Origin of the sequence: Brevundimonas subvibrioides, assembly GCF_027271155.1 — a bacterium.
GTDB lineage: Bacteria > Pseudomonadota > Alphaproteobacteria > Caulobacterales > Caulobacteraceae > Brevundimonas > Brevundimonas subvibrioides_D.
This window is the reverse complement of record NZ_CP114542.1, coordinates 2,164,541-2,182,463: the sequence shown is the minus strand read 5'-3', so window position 1 is coordinate 2,182,463 and position 17,923 is coordinate 2,164,541. Positions and strand designations below refer to the sequence as shown.

Annotated in this window: 17 protein-coding genes; 6 read left to right on the top strand and 11 right to left on the bottom strand. The window is 66.0% G+C overall.

Annotated features, from left to right (window positions below):
• Positions 1–6: 6 nt before the first annotated feature.
• The 7 genes from O3139_RS10955 to O3139_RS10925 form a co-directional block, all read right to left on the bottom strand.
• Complete coding sequence (locus tag O3139_RS10955) at positions 7–1,005, bottom strand: AAA family ATPase (RefSeq protein WP_269514109.1); 999 nt, start codon at positions 1,003–1,005, stop codon at positions 7–9.
• 28 nt (positions 1,006–1,033) lie between these two features.
• The gene (locus O3139_RS10950; protein ID WP_420022353.1) at positions 1,034–1,741 is read right to left on the bottom strand and encodes a DUF4159 domain-containing protein; all 708 of its coding nucleotides are present in this window, start codon (positions 1,739–1,741) and stop codon (positions 1,034–1,036) included.
• A gap of 30 nt (positions 1,742–1,771) precedes the next feature.
• Positions 1,772–3,103, bottom strand: a complete 1,332-nt coding sequence (locus O3139_RS10945; RefSeq protein ID WP_269514107.1) for a TldD/PmbA family protein — start codon at positions 3,101–3,103, stop codon at positions 1,772–1,774.
• A gap of 22 nt (positions 3,104–3,125) precedes the next feature.
• Positions 3,126–4,760, bottom strand: coding sequence for a TldD/PmbA family protein (locus O3139_RS10940; protein WP_269514106.1), 1,635 nt, complete (start codon positions 4,758–4,760; stop codon positions 3,126–3,128).
• 205 nt (positions 4,761–4,965) lie between these two features.
• Positions 4,966–6,210, bottom strand: coding sequence for an NAD(P)/FAD-dependent oxidoreductase (locus O3139_RS10935; RefSeq protein ID WP_269514105.1), 1,245 nt, complete (start codon positions 6,208–6,210; stop codon positions 4,966–4,968).
• A 9-nt stretch (positions 6,211–6,219) separates the two neighbouring features.
• Positions 6,220–6,849 carry a maleylacetoacetate isomerase gene (gene maiA, locus O3139_RS10930; protein ID WP_269514104.1) on the bottom strand — a complete coding sequence of 210 codons (630 nt, stop codon included), beginning with the start codon at positions 6,847–6,849 and terminating at the stop codon, positions 6,220–6,222.
• Between the two features lie 10 nt (positions 6,850–6,859).
• On the bottom strand, positions 6,860–7,552 hold the full coding sequence (locus O3139_RS10925) for a fumarylacetoacetate hydrolase family protein (protein ID WP_269514103.1): 693 nt from the start codon (positions 7,550–7,552) through the stop codon (positions 6,860–6,862).
• Positions 7,553–7,679: 127 nt separating this feature from the next.
• Between O3139_RS10925 and O3139_RS10920 the strand changes: the two genes are divergently transcribed.
• Both O3139_RS10920 and O3139_RS10915 read left to right on the top strand, forming a co-directional pair.
• On the top strand, positions 7,680–8,372 hold the full coding sequence (locus O3139_RS10920; RefSeq protein WP_269514102.1) for a TetR/AcrR family transcriptional regulator: 693 nt from the start codon (positions 7,680–7,682) through the stop codon (positions 8,370–8,372).
• The gene (locus O3139_RS10915) at positions 8,369–10,567 is read left to right on the top strand and encodes a patatin-like phospholipase family protein (RefSeq protein ID WP_269514101.1); all 2,199 of its coding nucleotides are present in this window, start codon (positions 8,369–8,371) and stop codon (positions 10,565–10,567) included. The genes O3139_RS10920 and O3139_RS10915 overlap by 4 nt, the downstream gene beginning before the upstream one ends.
• A gap of 60 nt (positions 10,568–10,627) precedes the next feature.
• Here O3139_RS10915 and O3139_RS10910 read toward each other — a convergent pair whose 3' ends face one another.
• Together O3139_RS10910 and O3139_RS10905 are read right to left on the bottom strand one after the other, a co-directional pair.
• Positions 10,628–10,867, bottom strand: coding sequence for a hypothetical protein (locus O3139_RS10910; protein WP_269514100.1), 240 nt, complete (start codon positions 10,865–10,867; stop codon positions 10,628–10,630).
• Positions 10,868–10,911: 44 nt separating this feature from the next.
• Positions 10,912–11,334, bottom strand: a complete 423-nt coding sequence (locus O3139_RS10905) for a hypothetical protein (protein WP_269514099.1) — start codon at positions 11,332–11,334, stop codon at positions 10,912–10,914.
• 18 nt (positions 11,335–11,352) lie between these two features.
• Between O3139_RS10905 and O3139_RS10900 the strand changes: the two genes are divergently transcribed.
• The 3 genes from O3139_RS10900 to O3139_RS10890 all read left to right on the top strand — a co-directional run bounded on the left by O3139_RS10900 (position 11,353) and on the right by O3139_RS10890 (position 14,493).
• Positions 11,353–12,174, top strand: coding sequence for a helix-turn-helix domain-containing protein (locus O3139_RS10900; protein ID WP_269514098.1), 822 nt, complete (start codon positions 11,353–11,355; stop codon positions 12,172–12,174).
• A 96-nt stretch (positions 12,175–12,270) separates the two neighbouring features.
• Entirely contained in the window at positions 12,271–13,665 is a 1,395-nt protein-coding gene (hemN, locus tag O3139_RS10895) for an oxygen-independent coproporphyrinogen III oxidase (protein ID WP_269514097.1), read from the top strand.
• 177 nt (positions 13,666–13,842) lie between these two features.
• Positions 13,843–14,493, top strand: a complete 651-nt coding sequence (locus tag O3139_RS10890) for an OmpW/AlkL family protein (protein ID WP_269514096.1) — start codon at positions 13,843–13,845, stop codon at positions 14,491–14,493.
• A gap of 158 nt (positions 14,494–14,651) precedes the next feature.
• On the opposite strand, the gene hemA is transcribed toward O3139_RS10890, so the two are convergent.
• Together hemA and O3139_RS10880 are read right to left on the bottom strand one after the other, a co-directional pair.
• On the bottom strand, positions 14,652–15,896 hold the full coding sequence (gene hemA / locus O3139_RS10885; RefSeq protein ID WP_269516476.1) for a 5-aminolevulinate synthase: 1,245 nt from the start codon (positions 15,894–15,896) through the stop codon (positions 14,652–14,654).
• Positions 15,896–16,156 carry a hypothetical protein gene (locus tag O3139_RS10880; protein ID WP_269514095.1) on the bottom strand — a complete coding sequence of 87 codons (261 nt, stop codon included), beginning with the start codon at positions 16,154–16,156 and terminating at the stop codon, positions 15,896–15,898. The genes hemA and O3139_RS10880 overlap by 1 nt, the downstream gene beginning before the upstream one ends.
• Positions 16,157–16,437: 281 nt before the next feature.
• Between O3139_RS10880 and ccoN the strand changes: the two genes are divergently transcribed.
• On the top strand, positions 16,438–17,919 hold the full coding sequence (ccoN, locus tag O3139_RS10875) for a cytochrome-c oxidase, cbb3-type subunit I (RefSeq protein ID WP_269516475.1): 1,482 nt from the start codon (positions 16,438–16,440) through the stop codon (positions 17,917–17,919).
• The last annotated feature ends 4 nt before the right edge of the window (positions 17,920–17,923 follow it).

The window sequence follows — 17,923 nt, the reverse complement described above, 5'->3', positions numbered from 1 at the left end:
CCGACGTCAGTCCGGACGGGGCGGGGGCAGGGCGGCCAGCAGGGCGGCGACGACGTCGTCGGCCGTCTTGCGCTCCGCCTCGGCGGCGAAGGACAGCAGGATGCGGTGGCGAAGCACCGGAGCGGCCAGGGCCACGACGTCTTCCCGCGTCGCCGCCAGGCGGCCGTTCAGCAGGGCCCGGGCCTTGGCGGCCAGCACCAGCGCCTGACCGGCGCGGGGACCGGCCCCCCAGCGGACATAGTCCTGGATGGCCTTGGGCGCGTCGGCGGACGGGCGGGTCGCGCGGACCAGAGCGGTGATCCAGGTCAGCAAGGCCTCACCCACATAGACCTGACGCACCCAGCCCTGCAGGGCGACGACGTCGGCCCCGGTCATGACCCGGGGCACGGCACCGCCCGCGCCGCTGGTCGTCTGGACCAGGATGGCGCGTTCCTCGTCGGCGGTCGGATAACCGACGCGGATGTTGAGCAGGAACCGGTCCAGCTGGGCTTCGGGCAGGGGATAGGTCCCGGCCTGTTCCAGCGGGTTCTGGGTCGCCAGCACGAAGAACGGCTCGTTCAGCCGGTGGGTGACCCCGGCGTAGCTGACGGTGTGTTCCTGCATGGCCTCCAGCAGGGCGGCCTGGGTCTTGGGCGGCGTGCGGTTCAGTTCGTCGGCGAGGAACAGGTTGGTGAAGACCGGGCCGGGTTGAAAACGGAACGACCGGTGGCCGGTGCCGTGGTCTTCTTCCAGCACCTCGGTGCCGAGGATGTCGGACGGCATCAGGTCCGGGGTGAACTGGACGCGGCGAAACTCGAGCGCGAGCGCCTGACCCAGGGTGCGGACCAGCAGGGTCTTGCCCAGCCCCGGCACGCCCTCGATCAGGCAGTGACCGCCGGCGAGCAGGCCGATCAGCAGTTGTTCGACGACCTCGGTCTGGCCGACGATGGCCTGGCCGATCGCGGCCTTCAGCTTGCCGAGTTCAACCAGGCGGGCGTCGATTTCGGATTGGGTCGGCGTGGTCATACAGGCTCCGGGGAGGAGAAGAGGCGGGTCATGCGGTCAGGGCATAGATGACGATGTTGACCGCGAACTTCGTATTGTCTTCGGCCAGGAAGCGCTTGTTGCGCCAGTCGTAATCCCACTCGCAGCCATAGTCCTTGTTGGAATAGAGCAGGCCGAGGCGACCTTCGATCTCGATGCCCTTCAGATAGTCGTGTACCAGGTCGTCGCCCCAGCCGTTCAGTTCGAAACTGGTCGCGGGCGGGCCGTCCTCGAAGCGGAAGAAGCTGCGATAGATCCCGTGGTCGTCGGGCAGTTTCTTCAGGGCGTCCTCACCGAAGATCGAGCGCATCTGTCGCTCGAACGAGGTGGCGAACAGGCCGTCAATGTCGTGGTTGCAGTCATCGACGAAGACGAAGCCGCCATTGCGAACATAGCGTTCGAAGTTCCTGGCCTCGGCCGCATTGAACTCCACCAGCTTGTGACCGGCCAGATAGCAGAAGGGTGCGGTCAGCATGGCGGGATCGGCCAGGTCGATCACCCGCTCTTCCGGATCGACCCGAAGATTGGTGTAGTCGACCAGCGAGGTCAGCAGATTTGCGGGCATCCGCTGATCCACGTCCCAGTCGCCGGAATCGTAACGCAGACGCGTGAACCAGAAATCGTAGGTCGCCTGTGCGCTGGCCGATCGGGGGAGCCCCGTGAGGATGGCCCCAAAGCCACCGCCGATCAGCAGCTTGAGACAGTCGGCGCGTGTCATACTCGAACCCGACACGCGCCTTTTCCAGGATCAGACGGCGTCGGACAGCGACGTGAAGGTGAAGTCGCGCAGGCGCATCGGCGGGATCATCAGGGAGCCGCCTTCATCGGCCTTGACCCGGACCGAGCGGCCCAGTTCGTCGATATTGTTCAGCATGATGACCGGCGACTCGTTGAAGCGGAAGTTCTTCAGCGGATACTTCAGCTCGCCGTTCTCGATGTAGAAGGTGCCGTCGCGGGTCAGACCGGTCAGCAGTACGGTCTGGGGGTCCACCATGCGGATGTACCAGGTGCGGGTGACCAGCACGCCGCGCTCTGTCTCGCGCACCAGGTCGGAGGTCGACTTGGTGCCGCCTTCCATGATGATGTTGCCGGGCTGCGCCTGTTGCGGCACGCCCTGCTTTTCAGCCCAGTAACGCGAGTACTGCAGGCTGCGGACGATACCGTTCTCGATAATGTTGACGCGTCCGCGCGGCAGGCCGTCGCCGTCCCAGGGCAGGGCGGGGGACTCGGCAAAGGCAGGGTCGGAGTAGACGTTGACGCGCGGATCGAAGACCTGTTCGCCGATCTTGTTGCCGCCGCCGGCCTTCGACAGGAAGCTGCGCCCTTCGTCGGCCGAACGGGCGTCGAAGAAGTTGAACATGAAGGAGATCAGGCCCGCGGCCGCCGCTGGTTCCAGGATCACCGTGTACTTGCCTGGCTCCAGTGCCTGGGCGTCAGCCGAGGCGCTGGCTTTGCGCATGGCGATCTGGATGTCGTTGTCGACGTTGAAGCGGCTGGCGTCCTGCAGGTTGCGTCCGACCCAGCCGGAGCCGCGCCCGTCCTCGGTCCGCACCGTGCAGGTGTAATCCATGCCGGTAGACTGCTGATAGCCGAAGGCCCCGTTGGAATTGGCGAAGGCGGTGAAGCTCTGATTATCGTTCAGGAAGCCGGCGGCGATCAGGTTCTGGCTCTTGCAGGGCTCGATCGAGGCGCGGGCGACCTCGGCGCGGTTCTCGGGCGTGATGGCCGCCGTCGCTGCCGTGAATGTGTTCGTCGGCGTGTAGGTCTGTGGGCCGACCGCAGGCATGAACTCCGGGTTCTCGGGCGCCAGTTTGGCGAGATCTTCGGCCCGCTTCACGACCCGGGCAAGGGCGTCGTCGGAGAACTCGTTGATCGAGGCCGTTCCGACCCGCTTTCCGAATGCGACCTGGACGCCCAGCTCCGTGTTGGTGATGACCCCGCTGGTCGAGACGTTGTTCAGGGCGAAGCGAATGTTGCCGTCGATGGTGCCGTCCAGCTGGGCGGTGCATTCGTCGGCGGTCGACAGCGCGATCACCTTGTCGAGGATCGTCTTGGCCTCGGCTTCCGTCATGATGCTCATCTGAGTTTTCCCCTAAAGCCGATCAGCCGAGCGAACGGGCGGTGTTGATGACGTTGATCTTGTCGAAGCGGGTGGTCGATGAGCCGTGGCTGACGGCCGAGACCTGGCTGGGCTGGCCCTTGCCGTCGAAGAAGGAGCCGAACATCCGGTAGTCGCTCTGGTCGCAGATGGCCGAGCAGGCGTTCCAGAACTCGGGCGTGCGCATCTGATAGGCCACGTCCTCCAGCGGCCGGGTGACCTCGCCGTTCTTGATCTCGTAGAACAGGGTGCCGCCGAACTGGGCGTTGTAGCGCTGCTGGTCGATCGAGAAGGACCCGCGACCCAGGATGTAGATGCCGTTCTCGACGTTCGAGATCATGTCCTTGCGGGTCATGGGCCGGGTGCCGGGCTTCAGCGAGATGTTGGCCATGCGCTGGAACTGCACCGTGGACCAGCTGTCGGCATAGGAGCAGCCGTCCGAGGCGGTCTTGCCCAGGATGTGCGCCTGATCCCGCGTCGCCTGATAGTCGACCAGCTTGCCGTCCTTGATGAGGTCCCACGACTTCGTCTTCACGCCCTCGTCGTCGTATTCGACTGCGCCCAGACTGCCGGGTTGAACCTTGTCGGCGAAGATGTTGACGATCTCCGATCCGTACTGGAAGCGGGCCTCGCGCTTGTCGAGGGTGGCGAAGCTGGTGCCGGCGTAGTTGGCCTCATAGCCCAGCACGCGGTCGAGCTCGAGCGGGTGACCGACCGACTCATGGATGGTCAGACCCAGGTGATCGGGGTCCAGCACCAGGTCGTACTGGCCCGGCTCTACCGACTTGGCGGTCAGCTTTTCCCTGGCCTGACGCGCGGCGGCGATGGCGTCTTCCTTCATGTCGTAGGACATGCCGTAGCTGATGACGCCGGGGGCGGACTCCAGCTTGTCCTCCGGCCGACCGTCCAGATATTCGTAGCCGAGGCCCATCGGAGCCGACAGGCCCTGACGCGAGCGGAACTTGCCGGTCGACTGGTCGATGACCGTGACCCCCATCGGTGCCCAGATGCGGTGCACGTCCTGATCGATGTAGGAGCCGTCCGAGCTGGCGAAGTATTTCTGCTCGTTGACCAGGAACAGCTGCGAGTTGACGAAGTTGGCACCGGCCGCCATCGCCGCGGCGTTCACGCCCAGCAGCAGCTCGACCTTCTCCTCGATCGGCACTTCCATGGCGTTGCGGCGGATCGGCGTCTTCCAGCTGACCTCGCCAACGCCGGGTGTCGGGGCCAGCTGGACCGGCCGGGTCTGGTTCTTCGCATTCGCCCTGGCGATGGCCGTGGCCAGACGGGCGGCGTCGGCGACGGCTTCGGGCGTCATGTCGTTGGTGGCGGCGAAGCCCCAGGCTCCGTCGGCGATGACCCGGACGCCCGTGCCGGTCGATTCGGTGTTGACGATGTTCTGGACGTTCGCCTCGCGGGTGATGACGAACTGGCGCAGATAGCGGCCAACCCGCACGTCGCAGTAGCTGGCTCCGGCAGCGGACGCCGCGCTGAGGCCCGCATCGGCCAGCCGCTTCTTGACCGCGACGTCGATGGTCTCGACCAGCTGCGAGGCGGCGATGGCGCGCCCCGCGAACCCGGGCAGCAGCAGGCCACCCGCACCGATGCCGCACGCGGCGAGGAACGAACGTCTATCCAAGGCTTCTCTCCACCGACAATGCGCCCCAGCGGACGACGACCAAGGCAGGCGACCGTGCTGGACGACGGCCACGCACCGATCACGGAGCGGTCATCTTTGACGCGGGATCACGGGGCGTCAAACCGATGAATCATTAAACTCAGGACAGGTTCAGGGGCTGGCGAAAGTCTGGAGAGCCCGATCCGGCCTGACGCGGGGTTCTCCCCTAGGCCTGCGCACCCGGGGTCTCGGCGGCCGTGTCCAGAGCGACGGCCTTCATCGAGATGGCGGGGTCGGTCAGCTTGCCGACATCGACCCTCGTCCGACGTCCGATCAGCTGTTTGCCAGCCATGAATTCCGGCGGCGCACTGACGGCCTCGACGCAGACGATTCGGTCGCCGCTGAGGTGGAAGACGGCGAAGCGGCCGGTCGCCGGTTCGCCACGGACCACGGTGCGATCGGCTTCGTTCTGCAGGCCTGCGATCTGGAGTTTCAGGTCGTACTGATCCGACCAGAACCAGGGCACCTCCGGCGCGGCCTGGGCCCGACCGACGATGGCATGGGCGGCCTGACGGGCCTGTTCCAGGGCGTTGGGGACGCTTTCCAGCCGCAGGGTCAGGCCGTGAACGGGGACGGGTCGGACGGTCACGTCGCCGATGGCATAGATGTGCGGATCGGAGGTGCGGGCGGTTTCGTCGACGACGATGCCGCCGGACCCGGCCGGATCGCAGGCGAGCCCGGCCACGCGGGCCAGGCCGTCGTTGGCGAGCGCCCCGACGCCGACCAGCACGATGTCCGCTTCCACCAGACTGCCGTCCGCCAGACGCACGCCGCCATCCTCGAAGCCCGCGACTTCCACGTTCAGCCGGATATCGACGCCCTCGGCGCGGTGGCGGTCGGTGAAGAAGGCCGACAACGGCTCGGAGGCGACGCGCTTCAGCACCCGGTCGAGCCGTTCCAGCAGGACGACCTCGGCGCCCAGGGACCGGGCGGAGGCCGCCGCTTCCAGACCCACATAGCCGCCGCCGACGATGACCAGCCTGCGGCCCGGACCAAGCCGGCCTTTCAGGCGTTCAGCATCGGCGAGGGTGCGCAACTCGATCAGCTCGGGTCTGTCCGCGCCGGGGATGGGCAGGCGGCGGCCGGTCGAGCCGGTGGCCAGGATCAGGGCGTCGTAAGCCTCTACATGACCGTCCGAGAGGGTGACGGTCCGCTCGGCCGGCGACAGGGCGGTGACCCGGACGCCGGTCCGAAGGTCGATGCCCTGTTCGGCGTAATGGCTTTCGGGACGCAGCAGCAGGGACTCAAGGTCCGCCTCGCCCTTCAGCCAGGCCTTGGACAGGGGGGGGCGCTGGTATGGGGGGACGGGCTCCTCGCCCAGCAGGACGATCTCACCCTCGAAGGCGGAGGCCTTGAGCAGGGATGCGGCGGACCCGCCCGCGTGACCGGCCCCGACGATGACGACCTTCATGATGGTGCCCTATTCCGCGTCCGGCTGCAGATCGGGGTGGGTTTCTGCGAAGGCGGGCAGGGCGAGGCAGGCCGCCTCGATGGCGGCGAGCCGAGGCCAGCGCAGCACGACGCCAAAGCGGCGCGCATTGGCCATCTGCGGCACCAGACAGATGTCGGCGAGCGTCGGCGTGTCGCCGAACGCATAGGGTCCGGACTGACCGACGACGAGCGTCTCCAGCGCATCGAAGCCACTGGAGATCACGTCCCGGGCCCAGCCGTGGGTGTCGTCCTGGGTCTGGCCGCGCGCCTGAAGCGCCTTCAGCACGCGCAGGTTCTGCACCGGGTGGATGTCGCAGGCGATGACCTGGGCGAAGGCGCGCACCCGCGCGCGGCCCAGGGGATCCGCTGGCAGCAGCGCCGGATCGGGACAGGTCTCGTCCAGATACTCACAGATCGCCAGCGACTGCGTCAGGACCGCGCCGTCGTCCAGGATCAGGCTGGGCAGCAGGCCCTGCGGATTGAGCGCCAGATACTCCGGTGAAAACTGCTCGCCCTTGCGCAGATGCTGATGCCGGTGCTCGACCGTCAGCCCCTTGAGATGCAGCGCGATGCGGACACGCCAGGCGGCCGAGGAGCGGAAATAGCCGTGCAGGATCATGGTCGCGGTCTCAGCGGGCGAGCGGGCCGATGGTGACCGTGAGCGTGCCCAGCCCGTCGATCGCCCCGACCAGGACATCGCCCTGCACCACGGGGCCGACCCCCGCCGGGGTCCCTGTATAGATCAGGTCGCCCGGCTCGAGGCGATAGAATCTGGACAGGTGGGCGATGATTTCGGGCACCGACCAGATCAGGTCCGCCAGGTCGCCGGTCTGTTTCGTCACGCCGTTGACCGCAAGGGTGACGGCACCCTTCGATACATCCAGTCCGGCGGCCGGATGGATGGGGCCCAGCGGCTTGGATTCCTCGACATTCTTGCTGGCGTCCCACGGACGGCCTGCGTCGCGGGCCACGAACTGAAGGTCGCGGCGGGTCATGTCGAGGCCGATGGCATAGCCATAGACCAGGTCCATGGCCCGGTCCTCCGGGACCTCGCGGCCTGACTGGCCGATGGCGATGACCAGTTCGATCTCGTGCTGGTAATCCGAGGTCGCCTGGGGATAGGCGATGATGCTGCCGTCCGGCACGACGGTTTCGGCCCAGCTGGTGAAGAAGAAGGGCGGTTCGCGATCCGGATCCTTGCCCATCTCGCGGGCATGGGCGGCGTAGTTGCGGCCGATGCAGAACAGGCGACGGACGGGGAAGCGTTCGCCGGTGGTGGTCGGGGCCAGAACGGCGGGAGCCGGCTCGAAGGTCAAGGTCACGCGTTATCTTCCCTGAAGAGGTTCAATCTTTTCTGGCAGGCCCGGTCCCGCAAATCCATCGATCTGACCGCCGGGGGCGAACACTCGTAAATTGACACTATTTCAATTTTGGCTTTAGAGACATTTTATGCCCTCCGCTTCGAAACTGACCGGCACGAAGCGCGAGAGAACCCTCGACCAAATCCTGGTGTCTGCACAGGGCATCCTGATGGAGGACGGTGTGGCGAGCCTCGGCGTGCGCCAGATCACGACGCAAGCCGGGCTCGTCAGCGCGACCTTCTATAACTATTTTCGCGACATCGAAGCCCTGATCTCGGAACTCGGCGATCTGCTGGGTGCCACCCATGCAGCGGCCATCATGGGACTGATCGACGGCGAGGGCGATCCGGCGGCGCGGTTTGCTCGCATCACCCGCCAGACCTTGCGCGTTATGGCCCTGCGACCCGGGTTTGGTCGCCTGATGTTCGACGTTGGCCTGTATCCCGAGCAACTCGGTGGTGCCATGCGCCTTCGCCTGAAACGCGACATCGCAGACGGGATCGAGCGCGGCCTGTTCAAGCAAGGCGAGCTTGACGTCATCGTCAGCATGGTCGCGGGCGCCATAGAAGGTCTCGGGCGTGACCTGCATCGTGGCACCGTGCCAGCCTCCAGGATCGACACCGCCACGGCCACGCTGCTGAATCATCTCGGTCTCACAGCGGTTGCGGCCACGGCCCTGGGCCATGAAGCGATCGCGTTTCCGCCACTTCCTGACTTGCCGATGCGATGGCTTGCCCTCCCGCCGACGCTGCGAGCCGAACGTTACGGAAATCCACCATGAAACCGGTCCTTCTGGCAGTTGTTTTCGCGGGCGCGTTCGCCTTCATGTCGCCTGCACAGGCACAGGATGCGCACGACCGACCCCGCGTTGCCCTCGTCCTTTCAGGGGGCGGTGCCCTCGGGCTCGCCCATGTCGGTGCCATACAGGAGCTCGAGCGCCTCGGAATCCATCCGGACATCGTCGTCGGCACCTCCATGGGCGCCGTGGTCGGCGGCCTCTATGCCTCGGGCGTGGACGCGACGACGCTGGGCCGTGTCGTCCAGGAGGTGGACTGGACCGGCGTGTTCAACCCGGCTCCGGATCGGGACGATCTGACGTTCCGCCAGAAAGCCCAGCAGGCCGATTTTCCGGTCCGGTTGAGCCTGGGGCTGAGGGACGGTGCATTCGTCCTGCCGGCGGGCCTGATTTCGGATCAGGTCCTGATGCAGGAGCTGCGGCGGTTCACGCCGATCCAGGGCGTCGTTGAGGATTTTGACACGCTGCCGATCCCCTACCGTGCTGTGGCCACCGACATCGCCACGGGCGAAGCCGTCGTCCTGTCGAGCGGCGAGGTACCGATGGCGATGCGGGCCTCCATGGCGGTTCCGGGCGTGTTCGCACCGGTTGAGAGCGGCGGCCGCCTCATGGTCGACGGAGGTATGGCGGCCAATATCCCGATCAGCGTGGCCCGCGATATGGGTGCGGACGTCATCATTGTCGTCGCAACACCGAGCGCACTGCTCGCAAAGGATGAGATCTCCTCGGCTCTCGACATTCTGGGACAGAGTGTCAGCCTTCTGGTGCTCGCCAACGAGCGCGCCCAGCTGGCGACGCTGACGTCGCGGGACATCCTGATCACCATCGATGCGGGAGACATGACCTCGGCCGACTTCACGCGCGGCGCCGAGTTGATCGAGGCCGGACGTCGATCGGTCGATGCCCGGGCCGTGGCGCTCGCCGCCCTCGCGCAGGACAGGTCCCTGGTCAGCCCCGTCCAGCCGTCGCCCTCGCAGCCGCCCATCATCGAGTACGTGCGGATTGAAAACGGGTCTCGCCTTGCCGATGCCGTGATCGAACGCATGCTGACCGGACTGATCGGGCAGCCGGTTGATCACCGGACGATCAACGCCGCGCTGGACGACATCTATGCGCTCGGCCCGTTCGAGCGTGTCGATCACGCGCTTGAGGTGGTCGACGGCCGCACCGGGCTGCTGGTGCATGGCGAGGACAGCGTCCCGGAAGACGGGCGGATACGACTTGGCCTGACGATTTGGAACGACTTCAGCACCGGGTCTGAGGACACCCTCTTCGTGGACTATCGCACCGGAGAACTCGACGGCTTCGGATCCGAACTCCAGCTTCAGGCGGCCCTTGGCTCGCACAACGGCGTCTCCGCCGCCTACTTCAAGCTGCTGGAACCCAGCCAGACCTGGTTTGCCAATGCACGCGTCGCCATCGAGAACCGGCCGGTGGAACGCTACAGTCCCACCGGGTTCAACTTCGGCAGTTATGATCTGACCTACGGACTGGCCACCATCGAGGCGGGGGGCCAGTTCGGAGGCAACGCCGAGGTCCGGGTCGGTTTCGAACGCGGGCAGGGCAGGGCCGAACTGGACCGGGGCCGCGCCGATCCGACGGAGATCGACATCGACGTCGGCCGACTGACGGCCAGCGCCGGCGTCGACACGCTGGACAGCCCCTACTTCCCTCGACGCGGGGTCAGGCTGGGGGCCCGCTTTGTCCAGGGACTGGAATCGCTGGGTGACAACACTGAATACCAGACCGTAACGGCAAGGGCGCTGACCGCCATCAGCAGTGGCCGTCACACCCTGATTACTGCAGCGTCAGGAGGCTCCAGTCTGGAGGGCTCTGTACCAGTGGATTCGCTGTACTGGCTCGGAGGCCTGTTCAGTCTGTCCGGATACCGGCAAGATGAACTGGTGGGCCAGACCTTTGCCGCCGGGGGGCTGATCTACCGCTACGCATTGACGGACACGTCACGGCAACTCTTCGGGGGGACCCGGCTTTTCGTGGGAGCGTCGCTCGAGGCTGGCCAGGTCTGGGACCGGCGGGGCGACCTTGATCTCGAGGATCTCCGGTTTGGCGGCAGCGTGTACGTCGGGGCGGACACAATTCTGGGCCCGGCGTTTCTGGCCTATGGCCAGGCCGAAGACGATCGCCGGGCCGTCTATCTGTTTATCGGCAGACCATTCTGACCCCATGAACCCTTGCCCGGGCGGTCGTCATGGCATGTCAGGAGCCAACAGAGTCTGGAGTTAGGGTGTCCCTCGGACGGTCTGATCGATCGGCCCGAACAGGACACTGCCTTCGGCCGATACGCACTCCATCCGGCCCCTGTCCCCGAACGTCATGAAGCTGGTGCGGGATGCGCCCTCGTCCAGCATTTCGATCGCCCGGCGTTCGGCTATGCAGGTCGACCCCACGTCGCGGAAATCGGGATTGGACACGGTGAAACCGAACGGTGGCAGGGCCTCCAGGTTCGCCAGCTTTTCCATGTGGCAGTAGCCGATGTCGCGGCCGGCCTTGAGGAAATCAAACCTCAGAAAATGCTGTGGAGCTCGGCGACACTGGCCGCGCGCACGGCTGCGATCGTGTCCGCCGGCGTGGTCAGGAAGCGGACGGTACGCAGGGTTTCGCACCCCTGGGCGCAGGCTAGCCGAAAGACCTCATCCACCAGTGCGTCCGCGATCGGCTGGGGATCCGTGAGGTCGAAAGCGACCAGTCGAACGATCTGCAGGCTCGGCCGACCGCCCTGCACAATCAAAATACGATAGAGGATCAATCCGCAGGGACGTCCCGCACCGTTCCGGGCGAGCAAGGCCCCACCGTCGACGGTTTCATCGGCAAGGGTCTCCAGCTCGTCGCGCAAAGCCCGTTCGTCGAATGGCGCATGACCGAGGCGGGCCAGGACGAGCCCGTCGGCCAACTCATTTGACTCCATGGGTTTCACCACAATGGTCATCCGATGAGTTTTGCCTCAATGTCGACGCCCCGCATTGATCTCGCTCAAACAATCGTGTGCGAGGAATATGCCCACACCCTCGACGACAAGGAGGACCCGAGCATGCTGGAGCTGAAGGCTCTCCCGGCCGGTTGTGCAGACCGTCGGCGGAGCAATGCCTGCAATAGCTGTGGTGCCCGTCCGTTCAGCGTCTGCGCCAGTATCGACGATGCCGATCTCAGCCGTCTCGATGCGCTGGCGGAGCATCTGGTGCTGAATGGCGGTGACACCCTGATCCGTGCCGATGATCCGGCCCGGCATGTGTTCAACATCACCTCAGGTTCGGTCCGGGTCTACAGGCTGCTGTCCGATGGCCGTCGGCAAATCACCGGCTTCCTGTTTGCGGGCGACTTTCTGGGCCTTGCGACCGGCGATCTGTATGTGTTCTCGGCCGAGGCGATCGAACCGGTCACGGCGTGCAGGTTCCGCAAGAGTGATTACCGGACGCTGATCCGCGAGACACCGGCGCTGGAGACCGCCCTTCTGGATCGGGCCAACCATGAACTGGCGGCGGCGCAGAACCAGATCCTGCTGCTCGGACGCAAGACGGCGGTCGAACGGGTCTCGACCTTCCTGCTGGAGATGCCGAACCATGACCCTGCGCGGCCGGGACCGTCGGGCCGTGTCCACCTGCCCATGACGCGCTCCGAGATCGCCGACTATCTCGGACTGACCATCGAGACCGTCAGCCGGGTCTTCACCCGCTTGAAGACACAGGGCGTGATCCGGCTGGTGTCCCTCACGGAAATCCGCATCGAACAGCCGGACAGGCTCCGCGCGCTGGCCGACGGCGAGGTTTGACCACCACGGTTTGACAGAGGTCAAAGACGGTGTCCGGAGGCGGCTCTAGGCGGATCGTGACGTCGATCGCGGGGATCGACGCTACGGAGCCTGACCATGACCCTGGCACATCCCGTCTGCGGGGAGACGCAACGCGCGCTTCGGGCCGCGGCCCTGATCGGGCGATACGACGCCAATCTGCCTCGCTACACCAGTTACCCGACGGCAGCGCAGTTCACGCCTGATGTTGGTCCCGGCGAATGGAAGGACTGGCTCGCGGCGGCTCCGGCCGGCGAAGCGGTCTCGCTCTACGTCCATATCCCGTTCTGCAAGACTCTCTGCTGGTACTGTGCCTGCAACACGCGCGCGGTCAATCGCTCCGAGACCATCCGAAGCTATGTCGATCTGCTGATCGAGGAGGCGAGGTTGACGCAAGCCGCGCTGGGCAGACGTCAGCGCGTGGCCCGGCTGCACCTCGGCGGCGGGACGCCGAACATGGTGGCCGCCGATGATCTCGACCGCCTCTTCGCCGGGCTTCGCGAGGCCTTTGCCTTCGTGTCGGAGCCCGAGATCGCGGCCGAACTCGACCCCGCCAGCCTGACCCGGACCTGGGTTCGCGCAGCGGCCCGCAACGGCCTCAGCCGGGCCAGCCTCGGCGTGCAGGATCTGTCGCCGCGCGTGCAGCAGGCGATCAATCGCTTCGAACCGTTCGAGACGGTCTCCCGGGCCGCCGACTGGCTGTGGGATGCCGGCGTCGGATCGCTCAACCTGGACCTGATGTACGGGCTTCCGCTGCAGACCAGGGATGACCTGCTCACCACCCTCGACCAGGTAACGACCCTGAGGCCTGCCCGCATCGCGCTGTTCGGTTATGCGCATGTGCCCTGGTTGAAGCCGCACCAGAAGCTGATCAACGAAGCCGACCTGCCGGGACCCGAAGAACGATTCGCCCAGAGCCAGGCCGCCGCTGCCTATCTCACCGACGCCGGGTATCAGGCCGTAGGTCTGGATCATTTCGCCCTGCCGCACGACAGCCTGGCGATCGCGGCACGATCGGGCGGGCTGCATCGCAATTTCCAGGGCTATACGACCGATGATGCCTCGACCCTCATCGGGCTCGGTGCGTCGTCGATCGGGCGGACGACGGCAGGCTATGTGCAGAACCACGCGGTCGAGCGCGACTGGCGCGCTGCCGTGGCCGAGGGCCGGCTGCCTGTTGCGCGCGGCCTGGCCCTGACGCAGGACGACCGCCGCCGCGCCGAGGTCATCGAGCGGCTGATGTGTGATTTCTCGGTGAGTCTTGCGGAAACGGAGCGCTCGCATGGTCCCGCGCCGGATCGCTTTGTGGCGGCCGTGGGCCGACTGTCGCCGCTGGTCGCCGACGGCCTTGTCGTCTGCGAGAACGACCGCGTTTCGGTGACCGATCCGGGTCGACCCTTCGTGCGCCTGATCTGCGCTGCGTTCGACACATCGCTCGCGCCGACCACCGGGAGGCACGGGCGCATGATCTGAGGTTTGCAACAGGTCAAGTCGTCCGGCCAGGGACGGCTTTCCGGCCGACCTTGCCAGTCGCGCCATATGCCGAACGCCATAGGTCGTTCGGGCCCCCGATGCGCCGATGCGGTGATCTCCCGATCCCGACATTTTCCGCAGATCGCCGCTCAGCGGCTCAGATAAAAGGACGTCCCCATGCACAAGACGCTTGCACTCGCCGGCCTCGTCGGCCTCGCCAGCCTGGTTGCCGCGCCCGTTTCCGCCCAGGACTGGCAAGTTGCCCGCAAGGGCGACTGGATTGTCACCGGCCGGATCACCGACGTGGCCTCCAGCGCCGACGACGCCATCACCACCGCCGCCGGTGCCGCCACCGGTCTGAATGTCGATGTCGGCAATGACGTCATGCCGACGCTCGGCTTTACCTACTTCCTGACCGACAACATCTCGGTCGAGGCGATCCTGGGCGCGACCCACCACGAGATCCGCGCCCAGGGCGGGACGACGGACGTGCCGGTCCACGAGACCTGGGTGCTGCCGCCCGTCGTCACGGTGCAGTATCGACCCGCCCCGGAAGCCCGCGTCAGCCCCTATGTCGGGGCCGGGCTGAACTACATGGTGTTCTTCAGCGGCAAGGACAGGAACGGCTTCGACGTGAACCTGGACGACGGCTTCGGTTATGCGCTTCAGGCGGGTGCGGACATTGCCGTATCGGGCCCCTGGACCGTGAATGTCGACGTCAAGAAGGTCTGGTTCAACACCGACGCCACGATCAACGGTGGTGCACTGAACAGCGACGTGAACCTCGATCCCTGGGTCGTTTCGCTCGGTATCGGCCGCAAGTTCTGATCATGCCGGTGGCGGCCGTCTCCGACGGCCGTCGCCTGCGTATCGCGCGTTCTCCGGTTGCGTCGACCCGCAGTCTTCGGGGACGGGACACAGACCCTTCAAGCCGCCCGGCCATTGGCAAGGGTCGACCTTGGGTCCACTTCGAGCGATCAAGAAACCTACGCTGCGACCGGCATCCGGGCGACGTTGCAGTGGGTCCACAGCCTGTCCATGGCCGTGACCAGGGCGTCCATCATGGCGTCGTCGTGGTTGGGCGAGGGGGTGAAGCGCAGGCGCTCGGTGCCCTTGGGCACGGTCGGATAGTTGATCGGCTGGACATAGATGCCGTGCTCTTCCAGCAGCATGTCCGAGATCATCTTGGCGTGGACCGGATCGCCGACGAAGACCGGCACGATATGGCTCTCGGACGGCATGACCGGGATGCCGGCCTCGGCGAAGCGGCGCTTCAGGGTCGCGGCCCGCTCCTGATGGGCGTCGCGCAGTTCGGGGTGGGTCTTCAGGTGCCGGACCGAGGCCAGGGCTCCTGCGGTCAGCGCCGGCGGCAGGGAGGTGGTGAAGATGAAGCCCGAGGCCCAGCTGCGGACCGCATCCACGATCACGGCATCGGCGGCGATATAGCCCCCCATCACGCCGATGGCCTTGCCCAGGGTGCATTCGACGATGTCGATGCCGTCCAGCACCCCGTCCCGCTCGGCCACGCCCGCGCCGGTCGCGCCGTACAGGCCGACCGCGTGGACCTCGTCCAGATAGGTCAGGGCCCCGTATTTCCGGGCCAGGGCGATGGTGCCCGCCAGGTCGGCGATGTCGCCGTCCATCGAATAGACGCTCTCGAACGCCACCAGCTTGGGCGCATCGGCCGGGGCCGCGGCCAGCAGGGTCTCCAGATGCGCCAGGTCGTTGTGCCGGAAGACATGCCGCTCGCAGCCGCCGTTCCGGATGCCCGCGATCATCGAGGCGTGGTTCAGGCTGTCGGAGAAGATGATCAGACCGGGCAGGATCTTCTGCAGCGTCGTCAGCGTCGCCTCATTGGCCACATAGCCCGAGGTGAACAGCAGGGCCGCTTCCTTCCGGTGCCAGGACGCCAGCTCGGCCTCCAGATCCACCGCCGAGCGCGTCGTGCCACTGATGTTGCGCGTGCCGCCGGCCCCGGCGCCCACGGCGTCCAGCTCGGCCGCCATGGCCTCCAGCACGGCCGGGTGCTGGCCCATGCCGAGGTAGTCGTTGGAGCACCAGATCACACAGTCCTGCCCGGACCCGTCCGCGCGACGCCGCACGGCCTTGGGGAACTGTCCGCGCACCCGCTTCAGATCGGCAAAGACCCGATAGCGGCCCTCGTCCCTGACCTGATCGACGGCGGACTGGAATGCGGCGGTGTAGTCGAAACCACTCGGGGTGCCGCGCATCATGCCCTCGCTCCATCGATCGCATTGAAGCGCAGCAGTGACGTGCCGGCGGCAGCCGCTCCAAGGGTGGCCGTCCAGCAGGCGACGGCTCCGAAACAGGCCATGCAATGTCCGCTCGTCGGTCCGCAAAGCGTGGCGGTCATCGCCATGTGATCCAGGGCCACGACGGTCAGCGCCGAGGCGAGGCCACCCAGTGAACATGCCAGGCCAAGCAGGCCGCCGGCGATGATTTTGCGTTCCAGGTCGTCAGTGATCGGCATCGTGGCCCTCCGCCGACCATAACATCCCGAACGTCGCCATGCGGCTTTGCGATAGATCAAAGCGGACGCCGCAGCGGTGCGGCAAAGCCCCCGGAGACAAGGGGGCGTGCATGCCGAATCGACCACAGACTGACGAACTCGCGTTCGGGACCATCACGCTTTTCGTGACTCTCGGAGTGCTGACCGTCGTCGCCCTTCTGGCGACGGCCTTCACCGACGATCCGGCATTCCGGTTTCATGGAACCATCCTGCTGATCGCCGGCGTGCTCTCGCTGGCGGCCATGACGCTGGGCATCAACAACGGGCGGTTCCGTGCCGACCCCTTGCGCTACTCCGACGGCGTCATTCGCGCCGGGGTCATCGCCACCATGTTCTGGGGCGTTGTGGGGATGCTGGTCGGGGTGGTCATCGCCTCCCAGCTGTCCTGGCCGGACATCTTCTATTTCCCGGAAGCCGGCTGGCTGAACTTTGGCCGACTGCGTCCGCTGCACACATCCGGCGTGATCTTCGCCTTCGGCGGAAACGCCCTGATCTGCACCTCCTTCTGGGTCGTGCAGCGGACCTGCCGGGCGCGCCTGGCCGGCGGCATCTGGCCTTGGTTCGTCTTCTGGGGCTACCAGCTGTTCATCGTCCTTGCGGCCACCGGCTATCTCGCCGGCATCACCCAGTCGCGCGAATACGCCGAGCCCGAGTGGTACGTCGACATCTGGCTGACCATCGTCTGGGTCGCCTATCTGCTGGTCTTCCTGGGCACGATCTGGAAGCGCAAGGAACCGCACATCTATGTGGCCAACTGGTTCTACCTGGCCTTCATCGTCACGGTCGCCCTGCTGCACCTGGTGAACAATGCCGCCGTTCCGGTGGGCCTGCTCGAAGCGCGCAGCTATTCGGTCTTCGCCGGTGTCCAGGACGCCCTGGTCCAGTGGTGGTACGGCCATAACGCCGTCGGCTTCTTCCTGACCGCCGGCTTTCTGGGAATGATGTACTATTTCGTGCCCAAGCGGGTGGAGCGGCCGGTCTATTCCTACCGCCTGTCGATCGTGCACTTCTGGTCGCTGATCTTCATCTACATCTGGGCGGGCCCGCACCACCTGCACTACACCGCCCTGCCCCAGTGGGCGCAGACCCTGGGCATGACCTTCTCGATCATGCTTTGGATGCCGTCCTGGGGCGGGATGATCAACGGCCTGATGACCCTGTCGGGGGCGTGGGACAAGCTGCGCACCGACCCCGTGGTGCGGATGATGGTCGTGGCCATCGCCTTCTACGGCATGTCGACGTTCGAGGGCCCCCTGATGTCCATCCGGACGGTCAACGCCCTGTCCCACTATACCGACTGGACCATCGGACACGTCCACTCCGGGGCGCTGGGCTGGGTCGGCTTCATCAGCTTCGGCGCGATGTACTGCCTCGTTCCCTGGCTGTGGAAGAAGGACCGTCTGTACTCGAACGCCCTGGTCGAGTGGCATTTCTGGATCGCGACCACCGGCATCGTTCTCTACATCACCGCGATGTGGGTCTCCGGCATCATGGAAGGCCTGATGTGGCGCGAGTACACGCCCGACGGCTACCTGGCCAACAGCTTCATCGAGACCGTCGCCGCCAAGCACATCGAGAACGTCATCCGCACCGTCGGCGGCCTGATGTTCCTGAGCGGCACGCTCATCATGTCCTACAACCTGTGGCGAACGATCCGCATGCCGTCCCCGGAAGCCTCCGAGACCGCGACGGCGATCGCGCCGCACCTGCTGCCGGCCGAGTGAGGAT

Coding starts and splice junctions, on each gene's coding strand:
- O3139_RS10935 (WP_269514105.1), bottom strand. CDS start 6,210: ATGAAGGTCGTCATCGTCGGGGCCGGTCACGCGGGCGGGTCCGCCGCA.
- O3139_RS10945 (WP_269514107.1), bottom strand. CDS start 3,103: ATGAGCATCATGACGGAAGCCGAGGCCAAGACGATCCTCGACAAGGTG.
- O3139_RS10890 (WP_269514096.1), top strand. CDS start 13,843: ATGCACAAGACGCTTGCACTCGCCGGCCTCGTCGGCCTCGCCAGCCTG.
- O3139_RS10910 (WP_269514100.1), bottom strand. CDS start 10,867: ATGGAAAAGCTGGCGAACCTGGAGGCCCTGCCACCGTTCGGTTTCACC.
- O3139_RS10915 (WP_269514101.1), top strand. CDS start 8,369: ATGAAACCGGTCCTTCTGGCAGTTGTTTTCGCGGGCGCGTTCGCCTTC.
- O3139_RS10950 (WP_420022353.1), bottom strand. CDS start 1,741: ATGACACGCGCCGACTGTCTCAAGCTGCTGATCGGCGGTGGCTTTGGG.
- O3139_RS10900 (WP_269514098.1), top strand. CDS start 11,353: ATGTCGACGCCCCGCATTGATCTCGCTCAAACAATCGTGTGCGAGGAA.
- O3139_RS10880 (WP_269514095.1), bottom strand. CDS start 16,156: ATGCCGATCACTGACGACCTGGAACGCAAAATCATCGCCGGCGGCCTG.
- hemN (WP_269514097.1), top strand. CDS start 12,271: ATGACCCTGGCACATCCCGTCTGCGGGGAGACGCAACGCGCGCTTCGG.
- O3139_RS10955 (WP_269514109.1), bottom strand. CDS start 1,005: ATGACCACGCCGACCCAATCCGAAATCGACGCCCGCCTGGTTGAACTC.
- O3139_RS10905 (WP_269514099.1), bottom strand. CDS start 11,334: ATGACCATTGTGGTGAAACCCATGGAGTCAAATGAGTTGGCCGACGGG.
- maiA (WP_269514104.1), bottom strand. CDS start 6,849: ATGATCCTGCACGGCTATTTCCGCTCCTCGGCCGCCTGGCGTGTCCGC.
- O3139_RS10920 (WP_269514102.1), top strand. CDS start 7,680: ATGCCCTCCGCTTCGAAACTGACCGGCACGAAGCGCGAGAGAACCCTC.
- ccoN (WP_269516475.1), top strand. CDS start 16,438: ATGACGCTGGGCATCAACAACGGGCGGTTCCGTGCCGACCCCTTGCGC.
- hemA (WP_269516476.1), bottom strand. CDS start 15,896: ATGCGCGGCACCCCGAGTGGTTTCGACTACACCGCCGCATTCCAGTCC.